The sequence below is a fragment of the Mucilaginibacter metallidurans genome (assembly GCF_003286435.2).
Taxonomy (GTDB): Bacteria; Bacteroidota; Bacteroidia; order Sphingobacteriales; family Sphingobacteriaceae; genus Mucilaginibacter; species Mucilaginibacter gossypii.
In genome coordinates, this window is the sequence record NZ_CP043449.1 from 4,667,851 (window position 1) to 4,683,355 (window position 15,505).

Annotated in this window: 15 protein-coding genes; 4 read left to right on the forward strand and 11 right to left on the reverse strand. The window is 43.3% G+C overall.

Translation table 11 applies throughout. The features are described from left to right. Positions 1 to 631 precede the first annotated feature (631 nt). The 8 genes from crtD to DIU38_RS19740 form a co-directional block, all read right to left on the reverse strand. Entirely contained in the window at positions 632 to 2,107 is a 1,476-nt protein-coding gene (gene crtD / locus DIU38_RS19705) for a 1-hydroxycarotenoid 3,4-desaturase CrtD (protein ID WP_112652720.1), read from the reverse strand. Between the two features lie 176 nt (positions 2,108 to 2,283). Continuing rightward, entirely contained in the window at positions 2,284 to 2,835 is a 552-nt protein-coding gene (locus DIU38_RS19710) for a type 1 glutamine amidotransferase domain-containing protein (RefSeq protein WP_112652660.1), read from the reverse strand. A 192-nt stretch (positions 2,836 to 3,027) separates the two neighbouring features. Beyond that, the gene (locus tag DIU38_RS19715) at positions 3,028 to 3,936 is read right to left on the reverse strand and encodes a LysR substrate-binding domain-containing protein (protein WP_090534099.1); all 909 of its coding nucleotides are present in this window, start codon (positions 3,934 to 3,936) and stop codon (positions 3,028 to 3,030) included. Between the two features lie 9 nt (positions 3,937 to 3,945). Then, a complete protein-coding gene (locus DIU38_RS19720; RefSeq protein WP_112652661.1) occupies positions 3,946 to 4,728 on the reverse strand; it encodes a hypothetical protein in 783 nt (260 codons plus the stop codon). 72 nt (positions 4,729 to 4,800) lie between these two features. Continuing rightward, entirely contained in the window at positions 4,801 to 5,583 is a 783-nt protein-coding gene (locus tag DIU38_RS19725; RefSeq protein WP_112652662.1) for a hypothetical protein, read from the reverse strand. A 51-nt stretch (positions 5,584 to 5,634) separates the two neighbouring features. After that, positions 5,635 to 5,880 (reverse strand): type II toxin-antitoxin system HicA family toxin, encoded by a 246-nt coding sequence (locus DIU38_RS19730; RefSeq protein WP_091172203.1) that lies wholly within the window; start codon positions 5,878 to 5,880, stop codon positions 5,635 to 5,637. A 17-nt stretch (positions 5,881 to 5,897) separates the two neighbouring features. Further along, on the reverse strand, positions 5,898 to 6,104 hold the full coding sequence (locus DIU38_RS19735) for a 2-oxoisovalerate dehydrogenase (RefSeq protein ID WP_091172201.1): 207 nt from the start codon (positions 6,102 to 6,104) through the stop codon (positions 5,898 to 5,900). Positions 6,105 to 6,179: 75 nt separating this feature from the next. Next, on the reverse strand, positions 6,180 to 7,187 hold the full coding sequence (locus DIU38_RS19740; protein WP_112652663.1) for an aspartate-semialdehyde dehydrogenase: 1,008 nt from the start codon (positions 7,185 to 7,187) through the stop codon (positions 6,180 to 6,182). Between the two features lie 640 nt (positions 7,188 to 7,827). On the opposite strand from DIU38_RS19740, the gene DIU38_RS19745 reads away from it, so the two are divergent. The 4 genes from DIU38_RS19745 (at position 7,828) to DIU38_RS19760 (ending at position 11,250) form a co-directional block, all read left to right on the forward strand. After that, positions 7,828 to 8,781: an NAD-dependent epimerase/dehydratase family protein gene (locus DIU38_RS19745; RefSeq protein ID WP_112652664.1), complete on the forward strand. Its 954-nt coding sequence runs from the start codon at positions 7,828 to 7,830 to the stop codon at positions 8,779 to 8,781. Positions 8,782 to 8,925: 144 nt separating this feature from the next. Beyond that, positions 8,926 to 9,651 carry a YebC/PmpR family DNA-binding transcriptional regulator gene (locus DIU38_RS19750; protein ID WP_091172198.1) on the forward strand — a complete coding sequence of 242 codons (726 nt, stop codon included), beginning with the start codon at positions 8,926 to 8,928 and terminating at the stop codon, positions 9,649 to 9,651. A 167-nt stretch (positions 9,652 to 9,818) separates the two neighbouring features. After that, entirely contained in the window at positions 9,819 to 10,034 is a 216-nt protein-coding gene (locus DIU38_RS19755; protein ID WP_112652665.1) for a DUF2442 domain-containing protein, read from the forward strand. A 79-nt stretch (positions 10,035 to 10,113) separates the two neighbouring features. Next, entirely contained in the window at positions 10,114 to 11,250 is a 1,137-nt protein-coding gene (locus DIU38_RS19760) for a hypothetical protein (RefSeq protein WP_112652666.1), read from the forward strand. 265 nt (positions 11,251 to 11,515) lie between these two features. On the opposite strand, the gene DIU38_RS19765 is transcribed toward DIU38_RS19760, so the two are convergent. The 3 genes from DIU38_RS19765 to DIU38_RS19775 form a co-directional block, all read right to left on the reverse strand. After that, a complete protein-coding gene (locus tag DIU38_RS19765) occupies positions 11,516 to 12,136 on the reverse strand; it encodes a carboxylesterase family protein (protein ID WP_243770696.1) in 621 nt (206 codons plus the stop codon). A gap of 278 nt (positions 12,137 to 12,414) precedes the next feature. Further along, positions 12,415 to 13,767, reverse strand: a complete 1,353-nt coding sequence (locus DIU38_RS19770; protein WP_112652668.1) for a glucoamylase family protein — start codon at positions 13,765 to 13,767, stop codon at positions 12,415 to 12,417. A 20-nt stretch (positions 13,768 to 13,787) separates the two neighbouring features. Beyond that, the gene (locus DIU38_RS19775) at positions 13,788 to 15,458 is read right to left on the reverse strand and encodes a glucoamylase family protein (protein ID WP_112652669.1); all 1,671 of its coding nucleotides are present in this window, start codon (positions 15,456 to 15,458) and stop codon (positions 13,788 to 13,790) included. Positions 15,459 to 15,505 lie beyond the last annotated feature (47 nt).

The following is a 15,505-nucleotide window of genomic DNA, read 5'->3' on the forward strand; positions in this document are numbered from 1 at the left end:
GAGGGCCTACCCATGACAAGATAAAAAATGTATTTTTTCGCAGCAGATTAGCTTCGGGTGAAAACGAACAGAACGATGCTGGGCGGTGCGGCTGCAGGGGCATAGCAAGTTTTTGCAGAAGTGGTGGCATTGTGTGCGAAGCGGGGCAAAATAATTGCAGCCGTGGTTCTGTTCGTTTTGCAGGGTGAAGGCCGCGCCGATGGCTATGGGGCCAGGTTGTGCGCAAAGAAGCCTCTCTGCTGCAAGCCTTTTTGGTTACTTTTGTGGCGACAAAAGTAACTGGCCCGCGCGGCCAGGAGCGCGACGATGTAAGTCAAATACTAATGAAGCCCGTTACCATCCTGTCGGGGATTGCTTCATTCCTTACAGCAATGACGTGACGCAGATGTCATTTTACCTTCACCGGCCACCGGATTAAATCACTCAGCGTGACACCCCTTTTATTATATCATGGGAAAGTCTTGGATCCGATGGATGCTAAAAAAGCAGTTGAAGATTTACGAAGCTTTTAACTTCCCAAGTCTGGACATCTATTATATTAAACTTACTGACACTTTCATTTAATAGAAACTGTCATACATAATAGCCAAAAGGGGGGAATATTGGTAACTTAAACTCCAATCTTCCTCCCTTAACCAGCCAACTCACCCACAATTTTTGCCGACAGCAAACACAAAGGGATCCCTCCTCCCGGGTGTACGCTTCCCCCGCAAAAATATAAACCTTTTAGTTTAGACGATTTATTGGCATGCCGTAAAAATGCTGCAAACTGGGTGTTGGAGCTGGTACCATAAAGGGAGCCCTGGTACGAGGACGTGCGGCTTTCGATACTCCGCGGATCAAGGATGCTTTCATTAGCAATAAGTTTGCGGATGTCTTTATTTAGCAAACGGCTTAACTTATTTAATACATTTTCCCTCGCTCCGGCTATCAGTGCATCCCAATCCTGCCCGGTATTAGCAGGTACGTTGATCATCACAAACCAGTTTTCGCAACTCTCAGGAGCATCGTCTGGTTTATATTTGGAGCTGATGTTAAGGTAAACGGTAGGGTCATGATAAATCTCCTTTTCCTTCCAAATGTGATTAAACTCCGCCTCATAATCAGCACTGAAAAAAATATTATGCAGGTCAAGTTCCCTGAACTGATCCCGGATCCCCCAATAAAATATCAGGGCCGAACTGCTTCGCTCCTGGTTTAATATTTTTTGAGGATGAAGTTTGGGATAATTGCTTAGCAGCTTGTGATAGGTGAACCAGATATCCATATTGGATACCACAAGATCCCCATCAATTACTCCATCATTCGTCTTGATCCCCCTTACTGTGTGACCTTGCAATACAATTTCTGCTACCGGGTTATTGTAGTAAAACTTTACACTTAATGATTCGGCCAGCGCCACTAAGCAAGAAGTTATGTCATACATCCCACCCTCCGGAAAATAAGCGCCGAAATGCTGCTCCAGGTGCGGGATTACGTTCAGCGTGGCTGGTGCGCTATAAGGGTTTGAACCATTATAGGTTGCATACCTGTCGAAAAATTGCACTATCCTTTTATCCTTGAAAAAGACCTCATTGGCCTTGTGCATAGTGCGAAAGGCATCTATCTTACCAAACTGAAATATTGATTTGACGGTATCCCAGCGCAGATAGGTTTTAAGCCGATGCAGGGAGCGCTCTAAAAAAACGTGGTTGGTAACGTTATAGACCGTACTGCTGTTATCAAGGTAATGCTTTACAGCTGCGGCAGGTTCTCCTGTCTTTTCCTGTATCTCATCACTAAACTTGCCTGCATTAGCGTAAGCGGTTAAACGCGTACCATCTTCATAAAAATATCTGCAAACAACATCCAGCTTTTGATACCTGAAATAATCAGACGGGTTTTTTCCGGCCAGCTTAAAAAGCTCGTTAACATATTGCGGCATGGTAAACAGGCTCGGCCCGGCGTCAAAGCGGTAACCATCCTGCTCAAACTGGCTCAGCTTACCACCGGGGTAACTATTAGCTTCATAAACTTCAACCTGATATCCTTTTACCGCCAGGCGGATAGCTGTCGCAATGCCCGCTATACCGGCACCAATAATTAAAGCTTTTTTGGGGAGAGGCATGGGTAAAGATAACCGGGATTCGGGGATTTTTAGGATTAACAGGATTTTTTCTGACCTGATTAGAAAAATCCAACTAATGTCAAATGTTATAAACTGCAATCACATTGATCGGATCTCTTTAAACCAGAGAAAAATCCTGTACTCCCAAAAATCCTATAAAAATCCCGGCTTAAAAACTACACATGATGAACGCCTTCGCCAATCTCTTCAATAGCTTTGCGGTTAAATGCTTCAAGGTCGTCAGGGCGGCGACTTGTTACCAGGCCATTATCAACCACCACCTCTTCATCAACCCAATCAGCACCGGCGTTTTTAAGATCGGTTTGTAAAGATGGATATGACGTTAACCTTCTGCCGTTGATCATGCCTGTTTCTATCAGCAATTGCGGGCCGTGGCATATTGCCGCTACCGGCTTGCCCTCATCCAAAAACGCAGATGCAAAGGCAACGGCATCTTTATTTTGTCTCAACTTATCGGGATTAAGCACACCGCCAGGTAAAACCAGCGCATCGTAATCATCAGGGTTTACTTCATTAAGCTGTTTATCAACATTAATTTCGATACCCCAGTTAGTTTTATCCCAAGCTTTGATTTTTCCGCTTTTGGGTGATATCACATGTACTGTTGCACCTGCCTGCTCAAGGGCTTGTTTTGGGCTTGTTAATTCAACCTGCTCAAATCCTTCTTCGGTAAGGATTGCCACCTTACGACCATTTAAACTTGCCATAATTTATAATTTATTAATTAATGATTATAAAAATTAAATACAATATAAATACAGACCAGAACAGGGATAGTTTCGGAATTTTTAAAAGAGGTTATAACAGCTTGATTAGTACCTATCTTGATTAGGCTCCATAAATTTGTTCCCGGAAACGAAAAAACACAACTTTCTTTCCTTGTGTTTTTGTGTACTTAATTATTCAGACGATTGTCCGATATGTTGCAATGCGTAGTTTATAAAATTGCTCGTCAATCCATAATCCTCAGTCCCTTTGCGGCGGATAAAAAAGAAATCACGCTTAATTTTCAAACCTTCAATAGGCACTTCAACCAAATCACCTTCGGCCAACTGCCGGATGATAGATGGGCGCGGCATAAAGCCGAGGCATTGATCGGCCAGCAGGAAGTTTTTCAAAGCCTCGGTACCACCAAGGCGGATCTTTACCGACAGATCAGCCGGTTTAATATGCAAAGCAGACAAGGCTTTTAATACGGCATTCAACGTGCCCGAACCACGCTCTCTCACGGCCAGAGGTGTTTTTACAAACTGCTTTAATGTTAATGACTTGCCTGCCAGCGGACTTTTAGCAGAGCAAACGGGGATCACCTCATCGCTCATAAAAGGCTTGTATGATACGGTAGTGAGTTTATTATCAACCTCAATTATACCAATATCAACCTCATGATTTAACAAAGCGTTCAGGATGTACTCGCTGTTACGGTTTACAAGCTGTACATCAACATTGGCGTACTCGCGCTGAAAACCAGAAAGTATCGAAGGTAAAATATACAAGGCAATAGTTGTACTTGCGCCCAAACGCAAATGCCCGGCAGCCTGCGAAAGATTGCTTAACACCGAAAGATCATACTCTACCTTCCGCTCTATCTCTGTTGCCTGTTGTAAATACTCATTTAGCTTATTTCCGGCTTCGGTTAATAAAATACTGTTGCCCTTACGCTCAAACAGGGGCACTTTATATTGATCTTCAAGCGCTTTAACATGCTTACTGATGGCCGGCTGGGTAATAAACAGCACCTGGGCAGCCTTACTGAAACTCAGGTTGGCGGCAACTTCCATAAATACACGATGGGCGAAAGAGATCATGGGGCAAAGTTAATTTTTTACCCGTTCAAAGTACTTACCTGTAAATTTATATACGATATAGTCGCGGGTAACCTCTCGTTTTGCATTAACTAACGGACTATGGATGCTTTGTGTTTTCGCGTCATAATAAATAGTCGGGATCACTTTCATATTAACTACCGAAAGGAAGTTATAATCAAAATATAACTTACTATGCATGCCGGTTTGGGTTTTAACCAGTAACACGGTACCGTTTAACTTCCCGTTTTCGATAGTAAAAAACTGGATGCCCTGGGTAGCATCAACACTTGAACGTACCGAATTATATGCGGCCAGGTAATAAACTTTGTTATTCGCCTTAAGGGTATAAATTTTGGAGTACCAGTAAACCGGGTTATGCTTTTTGCCAACGGAATCCATTTTAAGCGATGACGATACTTTGCCGCTAACCTTGTATTGCAAAACATTATCAAAATCATAGCCGGTGCTGCCCAACCTGGTATCCCACGAATAAGTACGGAACAAACCATCAGCAGATGTGGCTATCACAACCCGCTCTTTCACCAGTTCGGTAAAGGGATAGTTTATTGTTCCGGGATATTTGGAGGTATAGTACTTCAGCTTAAAGCCAAAGATCTTGTTCATTTTTTCTAATGAATCAATTGCTTTCCACTCTTTTTTGTGGGAGCCGTAATAGTTTACCCTTTTAAAAATCCGTAACAGATCGGCCTCAATAGCCTGCGGACTTTGAGCAAACAAATTTGCTGAGTAAAAGCAGCAGCAGAAAACAATTATTAACTTAAAGGTTTTCATCGGTAAACAAGATACACAAAAAAAGCAAATCCGGCAGACATTCTGTTGCGATGATTACCAGTTAGCTGTTTTTTAGCTTTTTATTTTTTCAAAATACTGTCCGTTGAATTTGTAATTGATAAATTTTGCGGTAACCTGTCCTTTGGCATTTACCAAAGGTATACGTATTGTTTGTGTCCTTTGATCAAAAGTGATAGTCGGCCGTTTTTCAAACGGCAGATCAACCACTGATCCAAAATCATATTCATAAAAAATTTCATTATGAAAACCCGATTGCGTTTTAATGATCTTTACATCATTATTCAAAACACCGTTTTGAATGGCAAATAACCTGATCCCGGTACCGGCATATCTTGATGATTCAATAACTCCATAAATGCCAAAATAGTAAGTTTTATCGCCGGCTTTGAAAGTATATAAGTTTGAATAAAAAGGAGCGCCGCCGTCCCCTGGGTTGTTCATCAAAGATGACTTTGTTTTATCGCCGGCTTTGTATTGTAACACGTTGGCACAAATGTGCATAGTGCCTCCAGTCCATGTATCCCACGAGTAGATCCTGAACAATCCATCCGCCGAAGTGAAAATATCAAGTTGCGCTTTTTTTAGCGAGTTAAAAGGTAAGTTTATAGTATAAGGATAGGTTTCTGTATAACGTTTTAATTTATTACTAAAAGCATCATTGGCTTTAATAAGGGAATCGCCCGCATTTTCATTCCCTTTGCCTTGCTGCTCGTCCCAATATTCAATCTTTTTAAATGATTTGAGTAAGTCGGCTTCAATAGCTTGCGGTGTTTGCGCGAAGAGTTTAACCGATGTGATAAAACATAAAATAACAATCAGGTTCAAGGCTTTCATACCCAAATATTACAGCATAAAAATAGGGATAATCAAACGACTATCCCTATCCTATAATTTATTGATAATATCTTCTTTATTAATTTTCAGCTGTTCCGCAACGTCATTGATGATCGCCATAAGTGTTCCTAACTTTATAGGATCGTGATTTGGGATGGTAATATTCTTTACGCCATCATTAAGCGTAATCGATAACCTGATATGGCTTCCGGTTTGTCTTATAACCTCGTAACCATATTTCAATAAAACTTTGATCAGATCTTTTCCTGAAACATCACGGGGAGCTCTTGGAGACATAGCTATTTTCAGAAAAATTAAACGGTTATCACTTCCTCCTTAACCAAATGGAGCCGAATGATTTTAGGAAGTTTATCTTCATCAAAATGACAATGGACAGCATCGCGAATATTGGCTTTTAGCTCATCAAGCGTATCTCCTTCTGTAAAAATCGACTCGCCGATTGCCCTCGCGTTATAACCGCCCTCTATCGCTTCTTCAACAAGGAAAAATATTTCGTTCATATTCAAATTTAAGAAATATTCTTCACAAAAAAACCCATAGCATATGTGCTATGGGGCCTATATTTTCTCATTTACTTATGCCTCAACCGGCTGACCGATCAGGTGCTGAGCAGCAAGGTACTCGGCAATTTGTACTGCATTGGTAGCTGCACCTTTACGCAGGTTATCAGATACTATCCAGCAGTTAAGCGTATTGTCCTGGGTTTCGTCACGACGGATGCGGCCTACAAATACCTCATCTTTATCATGCGCGTCAAGCGGCATAGGGTATTTCAGGTTAGCAGTATCGTCAACCACAACAATGCCCGGCGCGTTAGCTAACAGTTCACGAACTTCCGCCAGGTCAAAATCTTTCGCAAACTCAATGTTAACTGATTCCGAGTGGCCACCCATAACCGGGATCCGCACTGTTGTAGCAGTTACTTTGATGCTGTCATCACCCATGATCTTTTTGGTTTCAAGGATCATTTTCATTTCCTCTTTAGTATAACCGTTTTCGGTAAATACATCAATCTGCGGGATCACGTTTAAATCGATAGTGTAAGGGTAAACTTTAGGGCCGTCGATACCTTTACGCTCGTTAAATAACTGATCAACAGCTTTAACACCGGTACCGGTAACAGATTGGTAGGTTGAAACTACCACCCTTTTAATTTTATATTTATCGTGCAGTGGTTTTAAAGCCACTACCATTTGTATGGTTGAGCAATTTGGATTGGCAATGATCTTATCTTCGGCTGTAAGTACATCAGCATTTACTTCAGGAACAACCAATTTTTTGGTTGGGTCCATACGCCATGCCGATGAGTTATCAATAACAGTTGTACCAGCAGCTGCAAATAAAGGAGCCTGCTGTAATGAAGTGCTTCCGCCGGCCGAGAAAATTGCTACGTCCGGCTTCATCTTAATCGCATCCTCAACAGAAACCACCTTAAACTGCTTACCCTTAAAAGTAATTTCTTTACCAATACTTTTTTCTGAAGCTACGGGAATTAATTCTGTAACGGGGAAGTTGCGTTCTGCAAGAACCTGCAACATTTTGGTGCCTACTAATCCTGTAGCACCTACTACTGCGACTTTCATTTTTTAAATTGTTTTTGAAATGTATCAGGCTGCTTCACAGCGCCTGTTTTTAATTAATTATGTGTTTTAAAAGTTAAACCCTCAAATATGCACATTTTTTTGCTATCCTGAAAATATAAAGTCTATGGTTTTTATGGACATTGGTTGATTGGGTTGATTAAGTGAGTGGTTTGTTTGTCTGAATCAAAATTTTCCCTTACTGGCGCAAGTCTTGAGCGAAGGCCTAATGGGTGGCTGACTTGTGACTTCTAAAAAACGATTAATTTGTCTGAACCGGAATTTTTAGAATTAAGTGAATACCATGCAAAATTTCAGAAATTCAAACAATTCGTTTAATTCGAGTTTCAGATCACATCCTGACAATCCTTAAATCGTAAAAATCCAGGTTCAGAATAATGGCGTTGCCTGCGGCCCGTGCTATACGCTCATACTGCACAGGCATTAGCCACAGGCCGGTATCCGCTACTATCGCTAACGCAGCACCCGTAAGCATTAAACCAACAGGCAACACAAACAAAAAATCTACGTAATCAATCCCCTAATCGGCGTAATCTCAAAAAACAAAACAACCACTCACCTAATCAACTTAATTAACCACTCACCTAAAAACCCTACCTTTGCGCGGTAAACTCAATATTGCATGAGCGAAAAGATCTTAGTGATAGGCGCCAACGGCCAGATCGGTACCGAACTGGTAATGGCTTTGAGAAATATACACGGGGCCGAAGCGGTTATAGCTTCGGATATTAACAGCCCTACCTATGCTATGCGTGGCAGCAGCGGACCGTTTGAATTGATCAATGTACTTGATAAAGACAACCTGCACCATATATTTGATAAGCACCGCCCAACACAAGTTTACCTGTTAGCTGCCATTCTTTCGGCAGTAGGCGAGCAAAAACCCAAAATGGCCTGGGACCTGAATATGACCGGTTTGCTGCATGTGCTTGATTTTGCAGTTGAGTTTAAAGTAAGTAAAGTTTTTTGGCCAAGTTCTATAGCGGTTTTCGGGCCGCATTCACCGCAGCATAATACACCGCAGTATTGTGTAATGGATCCTAACACGGTTTATGGTTTTAGTAAATTGGCCGGCGAGCGCTGGTGCGAATATTATTTTAATAAATACAGTCTTGATGTACGCAGTATCCGTTACCCGGGCCTGATCGGCTGGAAAGCCAATCCGGGCGGCGGCACTACAGATTATGCCGTACATATATTTCACCAGGCATTAAAAACGGGCAGCTATGAAAGCTTTCTGGCCGAAGGGACTGCCCTGCCGATGATGTATATGGATGATGCCATCAGGGCTACCATCAGTTTGATGGATGCACCTGCCGAACAGATCAGCATCCGCTCATCATATAACCTGGCTGGCATTAGCTTTACGCCCGAACAACTGGCGGCTGAAATCAAAAAGCTGATCCCTAAATTTGAAATCAGTTACAGTAATAACGACCCGCGGCAAGCCATCGCCAATAGCTGGCCGAAATCAATAGATGACAGTTACGCGCAAAACGACTGGGGCTGGAAACTGGAATATGACTTACCAAAAATGGTGGCCGACATGTTGACCAATTTGAAAACGATAATTTAAGGTTAAAGGCGAAAGGATAAAGGTTTTTATCCGTCATTATATAAACAAATATTATATTTACCGCCTTGTCTTTATAAGGCAAAGCTTTGTAATACAACAAGGTTGATCTATCACTATCAACCATGAACAATGAACTAAAAAAACATGGGAAGAGCATTTGAATTCCGCAAAGAAAGAAAGTTTAAGCGCTGGGCCAAAATGGCAGTGCAGTTTACCCGTTTAGGTAAGGAAATTGTAATGGCTGTAAAAGCCGGCGGCGGCGATGTTAACACCAATTCGCGCTTACGTACCGCTGTGCAAAACGCCAAAGCTGTAAACATGCCTAAAGACCGTGTTGAAGCCGCCATTAAACGCGCCAGCAGCCGCGACGAAAAAGATTACGAAGAGCTTGTTTACGAAGGTTACGCGCCTTACGGGGTTGCCGTGTTGGTTGAAACCGCTACCGATAACACTAACCGTACCGTTGCCAACGTACGCAGCTATTTTACCAAATACGGTGGCTCATTAGGAAAAACCGGCTCGCTTGATTTTATCTTTACCCGTAAATCAGTTTTCACTTTTGAGCCAGGCGATCGCGACCTGGAAGAGCTTGAACTTGAATTGATAGACGCAGGTTTGGAAGAAATATTTGTTGAAGCCGATGAAAATGGCAACGATATTGCGGTAATCCATACAGCTTTTGAAGATTTTGGTAAAATGCAAAAAGCGTTGGAAGAAATGGGTATCGAAGTAAAATCGGCCAAGCTGGAGCGTATCCCGCAGTCATTCCATGCTGTAAGCGAAGAGCAGGTGCCTGAAATTATGAAACTGATTGACCGTTTGGAAGAAGACGACGACGTGCAGGCTGTTTACCATAATATGGCGGAGTAATCCAAGTATCGGATTCCGGAATTTCGATTTCGATTTAGTTCCACTCAAACAATAAACACCATGTCATTGCGAGCGATAGCGTAGCAATCGCACAGAAGCATCATCGCTCTGTACAGCATGCGATTGCTTCGTCGTTCCTCCTCGCAATGACATAAAGAAGAAACATCATGCCACTATTCAACACACGTAAAGGAGAGAAAAAAGTAAAGGTTACCTTTGCTAACGGCCTTCTTTTTGTGGAAACTGATGGTGGCAAGCCGCAGGCTTTCCCGTTGGAATGGTTTCCACAGTTATTAAACGCTACCGATGAGGAACGTGAAGACTGGAGCCAAACCGAAAAAGGCATCCGTTTTAACAAGCTGGGTGTAGATGTAACATTATAAGAGACGTGAGATATGAGACAAGGCTCTAAACCTTCAATTATCTCAAATCTCATATCTAACATCTCATATCTAAACAAAAATGGTTTTTGAAGAATTTTTAAAGAAGAAAAGAATTGATCTTGCTGCTCTGCAACAGGGCGAACCTGCTTTGTTTTCTGAATTTAAAGATCACTTTGAACAAATGGGCGAAAAAAGTTTCGACCATACCAAAAAATACTGGTTTAATAAACTAAGGCGGCGGTTCCCGGTTCCGCTTGAAGTTAAAACCGAAAAAGCACATATCAAAAACCCGCTTGCCGAACAAACCATAACCGAAAGTTTAACAGAACCCGCTACGCCGGCCAAAGTTGGCTTTACGCCTAAGTTCCGTCCGGCTGCACCAAAACCTGCAGCTCCTGCTGAAGAATTTAAACAACAGGCAGTTGAGCCCCCAACGTCAGAACCTTCATCCCCTGAAACTGCCCCCAAACCAACGTTCAAGCCTCGCTTTAACCCGGCTATGGCAAAAGCTAAACCAGCAGTGAGCGAAGCATCACCTGAAAACGAAAAGGAACAAAAAGCTGGGGCTCCTGCTACAGAAACACCTGCACCAACTGCCAAACCTGGCTTTAAACCACGTTTCAATGCTGCCATGGTAAAACCGAAACCAGCTGAAACAGAAACACAGGCAGAAGACAAAAAGGAAGAAACTCCGACAACTCCACCTGCGGATGCACCGGCACCTAAAATAGGCTTTAAACCACGCTTTAATGCCGGTATGGTAAAACCCAAACCGGTAGAAAATGAAGCGCCTGCTGAAGAGAAAAACGAGAATGCTCCGCCTGAAGAGCCTCAAACGCCGGTAACCGAAGCACCTGCCCCTAAAGTGGGATTCAAGCCACGCTTCAACGCGGCTATGATGAAACCTAAACCGGTTGAATCGGAACAACCAGTTGAAGAGGCAAAACCATCAGCCGAGATTCCGCAACCAACAATTGAAGAAGCAAAACAGGGTTCTGAACCTCCCGCACCAAAACTTGGCTTTAAACCACGCTTTAATGCAGCTGCAATGAAGCCGACAATTACTGAGGCCGAAGCATCCTCAGAAGATAAAAAAGAGGATACGCCAACTGAAGAACCTCAGTCGCCGGCTAAAGAAACTCCGGCACCTAAATTGGGATTCAAGCCACGTTTTAACGCCAAAAATCTTCCCAAGAAATCAGAAGAGGACGAATAGGTTAATAACTTTCAACAAATTTATTGTCATTTCGATAGAGGAACGAGTGAGAAATCTTATACTCCCTGCTGAGCCGACATGCTTATCGGACTTGCGTGGTGTATAAGATTTCTCTATCGCCCCAGCGCTATTGCCCACCTCTGCTCAATCGAAAGGACATTTTTTATTTAAAGCAATTTTCATTTTGTTTAGCGTGACCGCCCTGTATAGCATGCGATTGATTCGCCTTCCCTCCTCAATGATATGATTTTTATGTTACCCGCCTCTACTTACTATGCGAAAACAACCAATGCAACAGATCAGGCTCGTTGAACGCATTATCCCAGCTGTTGTGCCCTACACCTGGATATAGCGTAAACCTCGGCTTGCCTCCCGCCTCTTTAATAGCATCAACCATTACCTGCGAGTGATCGGCAGGTACTACCGGGTCATTATTACCGTGAAAGATCCAGAGCGGAACTTTTTTAGCGTATTTCTTCGCGTTCAGCGTATTATCGCCGCCGCAAATGGCAAAGGCTGCTGCAAATACATTAGGTTCGCGGCCAATGATTTCAAATGTCCCCATACCACCCATGCTAAGGCCTCCCATATAAACTTTGTGCTTATCAACAAATGGCTTATCTAAAAACTGGTCAACCAGTCCCATCAACATGATCATCGCCATTGTTGGCGGCGCATTTTCCTGGAAAATAAATTTGCGCTTATTGGTTGCCGAATCGGTAACCTGCTTTACATTGCTCCAGTAACTTTTTGCCGGGCATTGCGGAAAAACAATGATAGACTCATATAACTCCCTGCAGCTGTCCTGTAAGAACCGTTGTGCCCCATAAGCCAGTTGCGACTCATTATTGTTTCCCCGTTCGCCCGAACCGTGTAATACAAACAATAAAGGGTACTTTTGACCCGGATTAAAATGTTTCGGAAATAAAATTCGGTATGGCAGTGTGTCTACTTTAAAAATAAAGCTGCCCCTGTCAAACGAGGTCAAATTTTGGGATCTGGCTAAAAAAGAGAATGCTAAGAGCAAGCTTAGCATTCCTGTAATTCGTATTACTTTAATCATGGGTTAAATACTTCTTTGTTTTACAACCGGCGTGATTGCCACCCGGGCTTCAAAACAAATTTAACCTCTTTAACGGCCTTTTGTTTATTTTTTATATCGATTTAATTTTTGGCGATAGCAGGGCTTTCAAAACCAAGCTTTTTCAAGCCTCCCTGTACTTCAGGGCAACTCATGAAAAGTTTCCAGAGCAAGCCGGTCCGGTAGTTTTCAATCATCACAATGATCGGGCCCTGGTCGATGGCCAAATAGGAGTTGGCGTACCAGTTATGCGATTCGCTGAAGGCATCGGTAAAGCCATATTCGCCCCAAATCTTATCGCCCAGGTCATAATAAAAATGGCGCAACGCTTTCATCGAATATTCCGGCGTATATGGGAACGCAGATAGCGCCGCCGTTGGCGTAATTACGCCGAGGTCGTTAGTTGGAGAATGTGCGTTATATCCTTCAAAGTTATCGCTGGCAGTTAGTCCCCAGCAGTTTTCGCCATAGCCTTTAAACTTTTTAGGATTATCAACGCAGTAAGCGTGATTGATCAGCGTATGATTTTTATTTTGTTCCCAATAGTCGGCATACTCGTCCTTTAAACCTTTAGGATTAAGGCCAAGGAAAGAATATTGAGAAAAGAACAACGGACCGCCATAATCAAAACCAAGCGGTAGTTTAAAACCGTAAAAAGTTTTCCCGTTTTTAAAGAAATCGCTTTGAGCCCAGCCATTATGGTAAACATTGGCACTAACGGGGTAACGTTCAGCAGATGCGGCAAGCACATAAGTGATCAAACATTCGTTAAAACCGTGGATCGGGAAATTCATGGCCCAGCCATTGTTGGGGCTCCAGTGCCAGTAAAGGTAGTCGCGGCCATCGCGGGTAAACCAGCTCCATTCCATTTCGCCCCACATCCAGTTAATCACATCCCGGATCCGGCGTTCTTTCGGATCATCGGCAGTAAAATACTGCCTCGCGCACAATAAACCCTGAAAAAGATAAGCCGATTCCACAATGTCAGCCCCATCATCCTTACGGCCAAAACGGATCACTTTACCGGTTTCGCCGTTTAACCAGTGCGGGAAAGCGCCATGAAAAGCATCGGCCTTGTATAAAAAGTTAACGATCTTCACCATACGGTCAACCGCCTGCTCATGGCTGATCCATTTGCGGCTATCGGCCACGATGAGCGACATGATACCGAAGCCCGAACCACCTGTTGTTACCACCTCGTTACCGTAATCAAAAGAAGTATTACTGCGCTCACGGGCCAGGCCGCTAACCGGGTGGCCAAAATCCCAGAAATAACGGAAGGTTTGTCGCTGCACCACATCAAGCAAAGCACTATCCGTAAGGTTTTTGATAATACCTACAGGCTTAATGCCGTCTTCTGTTTTTTTTGTTTGCTTTTGGGCGAAGGCGCTCAATACAAGCATCATTAACAAGGAGAATAATATTAGTTTTTTCATTTAATATATCATTAATCACATTATAAGTTTGGTCCGCTAAAGCCTAAATTCTTCATTCCCGTTTTTATTTCCGGCGCGCTCATGAAAAGTCTCCAGAGTAACCCGCTTCTGTAGTTTTCGGTCATAACCACGATAGGACCCTGGTCAATAGCCAGGTACGAATTGGCAAACCAGGGGTTGGTTAAGTTAAAAGCATCATAAAAGCCATATTGGCCCCATAACTTATCACCAAGGGTATAATAAAAAAAGCGTAAGGCAGCCATCGATTGGGTTGGCGTATAAGGCAATGACGCAATTGCGGCAGTAGGCGCAATCACCCCTACATCATTAGTTGGTGAGCTTGCCGTATACCCTCCCTCAATATCGCTCGCTGTTAATCCCCAGCAGTTGGCGCTATAACCGCCATTACCCAGAGGATTAGCCACACAATAGTTGTAATTGATCATGGCGTGAGCTTTGGTTTGCGTTTCGTAGTTGGCATAAGCATCTGTTAAACCTGTTGGGTTAATACCCAAAAATGAGTAATGCTCAAAAAACAATGGTCCTCCCCTGTCAGGCCCAAGCGGAAGGGTTACGCCATAAAAGGTTTTACCATTTTTAATACCGCCGTTACCTGCCCATCCCTGGTCATAAACTGTCTTTGGGATGTTGTGTGTTGTTGACGACGCGCCGAGTACATAAACAATAAGAGCCTCATTCCAACCGGTTATTTTCATGTTGATAGCCCAGCCCTGATCTGGGCTCCAATGCCAGTACAGCACATTCTGATCATTTTGCCTAAACCAATCCCACTCCACACCATTCCATAAAGTATTGATGTCTGCACGCAATTGAGTTTCGGCTGCATTGGCCGAGCTGAAATATTGTCGGGCAGTGATTAATCCCTGCATCAGGTATGATGTTTCAACCAGGTCGGCACCGTTATCCTGCGTGCTGAATGACACTATCGCACCTGTAGCGCCGTTTAGCCAATGCGGAAACGCGCCATGAAACTTTTGAGCTTTGGTATTTAAAAAGCTCACTATTTTTTGAATCCGGGCCAGGCCGTCGGCGTAAGAGATATAGCCGCGGCTTATACCTGCAACAATAGCCATAATGCCAAAACCCGACCCTCCCGAAGTAACTACATCGCCCGATGAGTTACGTTCGCGGGCAAGGCCGCTGGTGGGATGGCCAAAATCATAAAAATATTTAAGTGTTTGCCTTTCAACCAGATCAAGCAATTGTTCATCGGTTATGGTCGGAAACTTTGCAGTACTGTCTATTGCGGTAGTAAGCTGTACCTCAAGTGCCGATTGCAGATTACTGCCTTTTGCAGATTTTAAAGCCGTTGAAACTTTAAGTGAGTATTGCGTAATGGGCAAAAGCCCCGTAGGTGTTATCACAACTGTACTATCATGATGCTGAAAAGCCACGCTATAAGCTGCAGCTGCTCCGGCTTTAGTAGCAAGACTAACACTTCCCGTTACCGAAGCCTGGCCAAGCGGGGTGGAAAATGAAATAGCTATAGCCGGCTTTGCATTTACGTTTGTATAAATGAAACCGCTGGCCTGTCCATTAACTTTAAGTGTGCTGAAAGTAAATGACGATGACACAGGGGTAACCGGATCGGGATTGCTTTTTGAGCTTTTACCGCAGGCAAAAAACAAAACGATGGCTCCAAATACCAAATTGCTTTTAGTATTCATCATTGTAGAGAGGGTGTAAAAAGGTTGCCTGCCCCAAGGGCAGGGCAACC

Excerpts from the sequence above, each read along its gene's own strand:
- DIU38_RS19750 (WP_091172198.1), top strand. The coding sequence starts at position 8,926 with ATGGGAAGAGCATTTGAATTCCGCAAAGAAAGAAAGTTTAAGCGCTGG.
- DIU38_RS19740 (WP_112652663.1), bottom strand. The coding sequence starts at position 7,187 with ATGAAAGTCGCAGTAGTAGGTGCTACAGGATTAGTAGGCACCAAAATG.
- DIU38_RS19745 (WP_112652664.1), top strand. The coding sequence starts at position 7,828 with ATGAGCGAAAAGATCTTAGTGATAGGCGCCAACGGCCAGATCGGTACC.
- DIU38_RS19755 (WP_112652665.1), top strand. The coding sequence starts at position 9,819 with ATGCCACTATTCAACACACGTAAAGGAGAGAAAAAAGTAAAGGTTACC.
- DIU38_RS19715 (WP_090534099.1), bottom strand. The coding sequence starts at position 3,936 with ATGATCTCTTTCGCCCATCGTGTATTTATGGAAGTTGCCGCCAACCTG.
- DIU38_RS19710 (WP_112652660.1), bottom strand. The coding sequence starts at position 2,835 with ATGGCAAGTTTAAATGGTCGTAAGGTGGCAATCCTTACCGAAGAAGGA.
- DIU38_RS19735 (WP_091172201.1), bottom strand. The coding sequence starts at position 6,104 with ATGAACGAAATATTTTTCCTTGTTGAAGAAGCGATAGAGGGCGGTTAT.
- DIU38_RS19760 (WP_112652666.1), top strand. The coding sequence starts at position 10,114 with ATGGTTTTTGAAGAATTTTTAAAGAAGAAAAGAATTGATCTTGCTGCT.
- DIU38_RS19725 (WP_112652662.1), bottom strand. The coding sequence starts at position 5,583 with ATGAAAGCCTTGAACCTGATTGTTATTTTATGTTTTATCACATCGGTT.
- crtD (WP_112652720.1), bottom strand. The coding sequence starts at position 2,107 with ATGCCTCTCCCCAAAAAAGCTTTAATTATTGGTGCCGGTATAGCGGGC.
- DIU38_RS19775 (WP_112652669.1), bottom strand. The coding sequence starts at position 15,458 with ATGATGAATACTAAAAGCAATTTGGTATTTGGAGCCATCGTTTTGTTT.
- DIU38_RS19730 (WP_091172203.1), bottom strand. The coding sequence starts at position 5,880 with ATGTCTCCAAGAGCTCCCCGTGATGTTTCAGGAAAAGATCTGATCAAA.
- DIU38_RS19720 (WP_112652661.1), bottom strand. The coding sequence starts at position 4,728 with ATGAAAACCTTTAAGTTAATAATTGTTTTCTGCTGCTGCTTTTACTCA.
- DIU38_RS19770 (WP_112652668.1), bottom strand. The coding sequence starts at position 13,767 with ATGAAAAAACTAATATTATTCTCCTTGTTAATGATGCTTGTATTGAGC.